Annotated in this window: 7 protein-coding genes and 1 pseudogene; 4 read left to right on the plus strand and 4 right to left on the minus strand. The window is 40.3% G+C overall.

From position 1 onward, the window contains the following. Positions 1 to 52 precede the first annotated feature (52 nt). From RMY31_RS02985 to RMY31_RS02995, 3 genes and pseudogenes are all read right to left on the minus strand, one after another. Positions 53 to 220 (minus strand): annotated as a pseudogene (locus RMY31_RS02985) (phenylpyruvate tautomerase MIF-related protein); the annotation flags it as partial. A gap of 130 nt (positions 221 to 350) precedes the next feature. After that, the gene (locus RMY31_RS02990; protein ID WP_322664546.1) at positions 351 to 1,493 is read right to left on the minus strand and encodes a BMP family ABC transporter substrate-binding protein; all 1,143 of its coding nucleotides are present in this window, start codon (positions 1,491 to 1,493) and stop codon (positions 351 to 353) included. A 344-nt stretch (positions 1,494 to 1,837) separates the two neighbouring features. Beyond that, on the minus strand, positions 1,838 to 2,962 hold the full coding sequence (locus RMY31_RS02995) for a site-2 protease family protein (RefSeq protein ID WP_322664614.1): 1,125 nt from the start codon (positions 2,960 to 2,962) through the stop codon (positions 1,838 to 1,840). Between the two features lie 301 nt (positions 2,963 to 3,263). Here RMY31_RS02995 and RMY31_RS03000 point away from each other — a divergent pair, with 301 nt between their 5' ends. Next, positions 3,264 to 3,617, plus strand: a complete 354-nt coding sequence (locus tag RMY31_RS03000; RefSeq protein WP_322664544.1) for a hypothetical protein — start codon at positions 3,264 to 3,266, stop codon at positions 3,615 to 3,617. 272 nt (positions 3,618 to 3,889) lie between these two features. Further along, on the plus strand, positions 3,890 to 3,985 hold the full coding sequence (gene petL / locus RMY31_RS03005; protein WP_322664542.1) for a cytochrome b6-f complex subunit PetL: 96 nt from the start codon (positions 3,890 to 3,892) through the stop codon (positions 3,983 to 3,985). Positions 3,986 to 4,237: 252 nt separating this feature from the next. Here the strand turns inward: petL and RMY31_RS03010 are convergent, their stop codons facing one another. Continuing rightward, positions 4,238 to 4,612 (minus strand): hypothetical protein, encoded by a 375-nt coding sequence (locus RMY31_RS03010; RefSeq protein WP_322664540.1) that lies wholly within the window; start codon positions 4,610 to 4,612, stop codon positions 4,238 to 4,240. Between the two features lie 625 nt (positions 4,613 to 5,237). On the opposite strand from RMY31_RS03010, the gene RMY31_RS03015 reads away from it, so the two are divergent. Further along, positions 5,238 to 5,723 (plus strand): AAA family ATPase, encoded by a 486-nt coding sequence (locus RMY31_RS03015; protein ID WP_322664538.1) that lies wholly within the window; start codon positions 5,238 to 5,240, stop codon positions 5,721 to 5,723. A gap of 46 nt (positions 5,724 to 5,769) precedes the next feature. Beyond that, the gene (locus RMY31_RS03020; RefSeq protein WP_322664536.1) at positions 5,770 to 6,045 is read left to right on the plus strand and encodes a hypothetical protein; all 276 of its coding nucleotides are present in this window, start codon (positions 5,770 to 5,772) and stop codon (positions 6,043 to 6,045) included. The last annotated feature ends 122 nt before the right edge of the window (positions 6,046 to 6,167 follow it).

The following is a 6,167-nucleotide window of genomic DNA, read 5'->3' on the forward strand; positions in this document are numbered from 1 at the left end:
TATCATCATTCTAAAAATACTTACCTGTGTGTGTAACGATTTGGCAGAGCAATTAACCAAATGTCCTACCATTCCAACCCCACATTGCACCCTTGGCATCTGCAAACTCTATGTAAATGCGATTTTTAGACACGCCTATGGTTTGGTTAATCTGTTGGCAAAAGTCCTGACTCATAGCCTCGGTTTGGTCTGGCTTCATTGTGCCAACACTTTTAATTCTGGTTAGAAAACAAAGTCATGCTAGAACTACTTACACCAGAAATGGCTGCTCAATATTTAGCGATTACACAGCCCAAAAATTTGCAGAAAACCTTTAACGAAGCTCAATTAGAAAACTACAGGCATACACATTAAGATTTCTCTTGGGGAATTGATCCTTCAATTCCCTCAACATACCAATCCATTGCCAATTGTCCCTTATCATCTAATACTTTGCCTTTTGGTACTCGCACCACACCCTTTTGGTCTTTCACCGGGCCATCAAAAGGATGAGCAATACCTCTAATTAATTCCTCGCGCTTTGCGTTCACCAATTGCTGTACATCGCCTGGAATCACCTGACTCATAGATGAAAGATCCACCATCCCTTGACCAATACCATCCCATACTTCCTGAGATTTCCATGTGCCGTTGATTGCAGCCAAGGCTCGATCTGTATAAAATTTGCCCCACTTATTAATTGCTGATGTTAAATGCGCTTTTGCACCAAACTTACTCATATCCGTGTTGTAGCCAAAAGCATAAATACCTTTTTCCTCAGCTAGTTGCACAGTAGAAGCAGAGTCAGTATGCTGGCTCAGCACATCTGCACCTAAATTTACTAAAGCTTGTGCTGCTTCCCTTTCCTTAGCTGGATCGTACCAACTTTGCACCCAAAGCACCCTAACTTTTGCTTGGGGATTAGTTGCTCGTAGTCCCTGAGCAAACGCACCTATGCCTCGAATGACTTCAGGAATTGGATATGCACCAATAAAACCAATAGTATTGGATTTTGTCATCTTGCCAGCAATCATGCCGGTTAAGTATCGCGTTTCTTCAAAGCGTCCTAAATAAGTACCGACATTGGCAGCATGTTTGTATCCGGTACAATGTTCAAAAAAAATATTGGGAAAGTCTTTGGCAACTTTAATTGTCGGGTTCATGTAGCCAAAGGAAGTCGTGAAAATTAACTTATTACCATCTAATGCTAATTGGCGAATTACCCTCTCAGCATCAGCACCTTCGTTGACATTTTCCACAAAGGTAGTTTTGACCTTATCTTGAAGATTGGCTTCCATTTCTCTACGACCTAAATCATGAGAATAAGTCCAGCCAAAATCTCCCACAGGCCCCAGATAAACAAATCCTACCTTTAGAGGTTCAGCGATCGCCACAGGTGATGCTGAGGGAGACACCTCACTCTGTGAGTTAGAAGTTCTACCCTGAGTACAGCTAGCAAAAGCCAAACCTGACCCCGCTAAAGTGGCATACTTGAGAAACTTACGACGCTCCATATTTATCGATTTTTTCTACTCTCTCACAAAGCGTTTTCTATTTACTGATAGCAAGACATGTCTAAAATTAGATGCCACCTACGTACTTTAAAAAGTCAGTTATTTTAGGATAGTAATGGCTTATATTATACAAAAATTTTGTTAAGCCCCGAAATAGAGTATTTTTAAATCCAATTAATTGGAGAGCATGGGATACAGGGACGCGGGGACGCAAAGATGCGGGGACAAGGAGAATAATCTAACAACTGACAACTGACAACTAACTCAGCACTTTCTACCGACAATCAACAAAAAGCTCCCTCAGTAATTCTGAGGGAGGTGCGAGAAGGAGTATTTTCTGATAACTATGCAGGATTAGGTTGGTACTTTTTTTGCAGTAGTTGGATAACCGCAGCTTTTTCTAAAATTCCAACTAGTACCCCGTTATCACGAATCACAGGCAGTGCAGATAAATTTTGTTGTTCGAGTAGCTGCACTACTTCCAGCAAGGGTCGATCGGATTTTACTGTGGTGGATTGTGTAATGGGTCGCATGACTTGTTTTACTTGAGTTTCTGACCACAGTGTTGTAGGAATGGTTCGCAAGTCGTTAACTGCGATCGCACCTACTAATTGTCCTTCATTATCTGTCACTAAGAACTTACGCCAGTCTTGCCCGCTCATAATCTGTTCGTCGGCAAACTCTCTGAGGCTAAGATTTGCAGATACAATTGGGCTATTGGCTGTTACAGCATCTGCTGCTGTCAAACCTGTGAGTTGTTCTTGCACTCTGGCATATTGAGCCGCATTACCAGCATTTTGCAGTAAGAAGAAACCGATTAACAAGTTCCAGAAGTTAGCAAAGCTGCCAAAGAACAGTAGCGGGAGTAAACCAGAAGCAACAGCTACCCAGCCGAAGATTTGCCCAACTCGACTCGCAAAGGTCACACCTTTATAAGGATTACCTGTAATTTTCCAAACTAGCGCTTTGAGGATATTACCACCATCCAAGGGCAAACCAGGAATTAAGTTAAACAACGCTAATGCCAAGTTAACAGCAGCCAAGACACCGAGAATTGCGGCTAATGGGCCTGATGCGGTAGTGGCAATACCAATTGCTGTAAAGATACCGGATAATAATAAGCTAACTAAAGGGCCGGCGATCGCTACCCAAAAAGCTTCCGCTGGAGTTTCCGACTCTTTTTCTAAGCTTGCCAAACCGCCAAATATAAATAGTGTGATTGATTTAACATCAATTCCCTGGCGAATTGCGACAAAGCTGTGTCCTAATTCATGGGCGACGACAGAGGCAAACAACGACAACGCTGTTATCAATCCCAGTAGTAAAGCTAATCCCCCAGATAATTGAGGAAATTGCGCTGCTAGTCCACTGCTATAACTCCAAGTGACCAAACCCAGAACTAAAAACCACGAGGGATGGATATAGAAGGGAATTCCGAAGAGATTGCCAACGCGAATTGTGCCATTCATGTCGTTCACCTTTGATTTCATCATGCGAGAGATTTGCTTTTGCTGCTCTCGATGTCTTTAGTGTAACGAAATGTTAAGGCAATTTAATCTTTATCATGGTCGTAGTGTCCGCCCGTTAAAGTGCGGATATTGGTAATAATTGCTGTTGCTCAGAATTTCACCCTTAGCAATCTCACATCGATCGTGAATTGCAGGAACTTACCCAAAGATACTAATTTCTTGTATTCCTGATGGACATTCACTTGAACTGTAAGATTTAATCGGATAATCTGAGCAGTCGGAATTGTTTATAAGGAACCCGATGAACAAAATTATACTTAGCTTGCTTTCTACCCCTGTGTTGATTAGCTCAATCCTTTCCATGGGAGCAATATTTAATCAAGCACAAGCAACAGAACCAGAAATCAAAAACACAGACCGCCTTTCCTGTATACGCAATTACCATAAAATTGGTTTCGTGTGTGCTAGGGCTTCCGTATTAGCTCAAATTCCTAGCACTCAGACAGAAGTTGAGTTTTCTAAGGATGATGATGTTCCCATGCTAGAGTTCAACGTCGAAGAAAGCGAAATGGCAGTTACTCTATTTAACTGCGATTGTCCCGCTTGTATCAATTCTTTGCGTCAGATGCGTAACATGGCACCCTTGGTTTATTAAATTTTACGAGCGATCGCTTGTCTGCAAACAACATCCACAAACTGATAAGCAGATGAAGGGGATGGGGGAGACAAGGTAGACAAGGAAGAGTTTACTCCCTTTGCTCTCTTACTCCTTTACTTCCCTACTAGTGAGGTTTAAAAGTCGGCTTCCCAGAGGGTACCGACTGACGTACAAAACAAAGAGTTTTTGGCTATTGACCGTTAACTAATGTTTTATGACTAAAAACTAATGATTCAATAGATTTAGTGAAGTATTGTGGAGAAACATAAATGTTTGCAGTGATAGCTTATATCGTCTTTTTGGCCTTGTTCACTGGCATAGCCGCAGGTCTGTTGTTTGGTCTGCGTGCTGCCAAGATCCTTTAGGGACTCTTGACTGTTAACTGTTAACTACTAACTGTTAACAGCTTCAACCGGGATAATTTATTTCTTGGAGTTCTACCAGTGGCTGGGGAAATAGGGGATAAGGTAAAAGATTAGTAGTAAGTTCTTCCCCAACTTCCCCAGTTCCCCCAGCCTGATAGGTTTAGGTTTTTACAAGGGTGTGAGCATTCATTCCCATAGGTCAGAAAATAAAAGTAGAAAACCAAGGTGTGAATGAGACTCAAATGCTATTTATTAACTTGCAGCCGCAACCGATTTTTTACGAGTGGGACGCTTGCGCTCTGATTTTTTCTTCAGTCCAACCGCTTGAGCTTGATCGCTATCCGACCCATATTGCCCGCGCACAACTTCTTTCATAGCTAATACAGCATTGTGGAATTCCCATTCCGCTAATCGGGCAGCATCGGCAGCAGCGCGATATAACGCTAGTTTCTCGTTTTCGGTTTGTTGCTGGGTCAACATAGCCTGATAAGTTAGCTGCAAGTTTGCTTCAGAGGCATCAGCACGGGTTGTATTGTAGGTGCTGATGGTTTGTAAACCGTGGAATGAGGTAACATCTTGACTAATTGTTTGAGGCGGTAAACGGCGTATTGTATCTTGAGTAGACATTGATGGATACTTAGTAAAGTATATATTGAATGTGCCCATTGCGACAAAAAAATAACAGTAAGAGAAGTTTTTTGGTAGGACGAAGTTAGGGTAAGGGTGGGCTATTTTGTAGGCTGATGCATTAACAATGTAGGCCGACACATTAACAAAACAGATCAATTCTTGCTAATTATCGCCTTAAAACAACTTGGTAAAGAAACACAAAGTGCGTATACGCAGAGCGTATTGTTACAAGACATCGCGTGTTCAATTTCTTTCTCTAACTCAGCTATAAACTCTTAAGCGATCGTATTAACCTTAGTACATAGCACTAAACCGCGTTAAGTAGCGCTTAGACCTGAGTGCGATCGCGACAAAAGGTGATGAATGCGATCGCCTAATTTTGTATCGAATCTAACGCTTTTTAGCTTCTAAGTGAGTTAAAAAGCTAATAATACAAAAATACTATTAAGAATAAATGATTTGCAAGATATACAGAACTATACTGTGTATTCACCCAAAGCAAACTGCTATGCAAACACATTGCTGTTGAGCTATACCAAAACGGTACATATACAGTGGAAAGTCTGTATACATGTCGCAATTAACAGGGTAAGCACTTAAAAACTGTTTCAACTACACAAGTATGTTTATTGAAGAATTACATCTGATCTCATTTAAAGGATTTAAGGATTTTAAATTAAAGTGTTCTCAATTCACGACATTAGTCGGCATGAATAGTAGTGGAAAAACGAGTATTCTTCAAGCTATACAGCTTGTTCACGATATTTTTAAATATGTATTTGGAGGATATGATAACTCTGACATTCAAAGACCCAATTTTATTAAGCTTTTATGGTCATCTGATTATAGATTTAAGTCTTCTGGAGTAATTGAACGTCAAAACTCTGGAGATCCTGATGCTTTATGGCTAAACAAAAAAACATCCATTCCTTGTAAAATTACTCTAAAACTAACTACTGGTTTGGAAATAAGGTTAGAAATTACTGGTCGAGAAAATTATACATTAGATATTCTTGAAAACAACAAGTCTATTCGAGACAAAATACAAGAAATTGAATATCAAAGAAACATAGAAGATTTTTTTCTACTTTTTCCAACTCAGTTCTGAAATTCGTAGTACTGTGAAGTGTCAGGTTGTTCCGAGATATCGTGAAATGCTTGATAAATTGCTAGATCCTTCGACTAAAGAAGGTAAATTAGACCCCTCGACCAAAGAACGTAAAGGAGAAGAATGGTTTAATGAGAATTGGAATGATGAAAGCTGGCAAATAAGAAACTGTCCTGGTAAAGAGGTTCTAACACAATTAAGAACATGGTGTCAGAAAACCTATTCTCTTACTTTAACTTCTCATAAACTTGCTAGGACTCTGCAAAAGTGTCCAGATGATGTGAAGGAAATTATGGATAAACTCCCAATACGGTTCGGTTAAGTTCTAAGCGGTGTTAATTACTGAAAAAGTGAGTGTTTGTAATTTAGCTGTTTGGGTTCTATGTATGGGCTTTTTGTTCGGAAATTTGGCTCTAGTTTTTTTGACAACACGAGGATTGCTTC

This window comes from Dendronalium sp. ChiSLP03b, assembly GCF_034531165.2.
GTDB lineage: Bacteria > Cyanobacteriota > Cyanobacteriia > Cyanobacteriales > Nostocaceae > Dendronalium > Dendronalium minutum.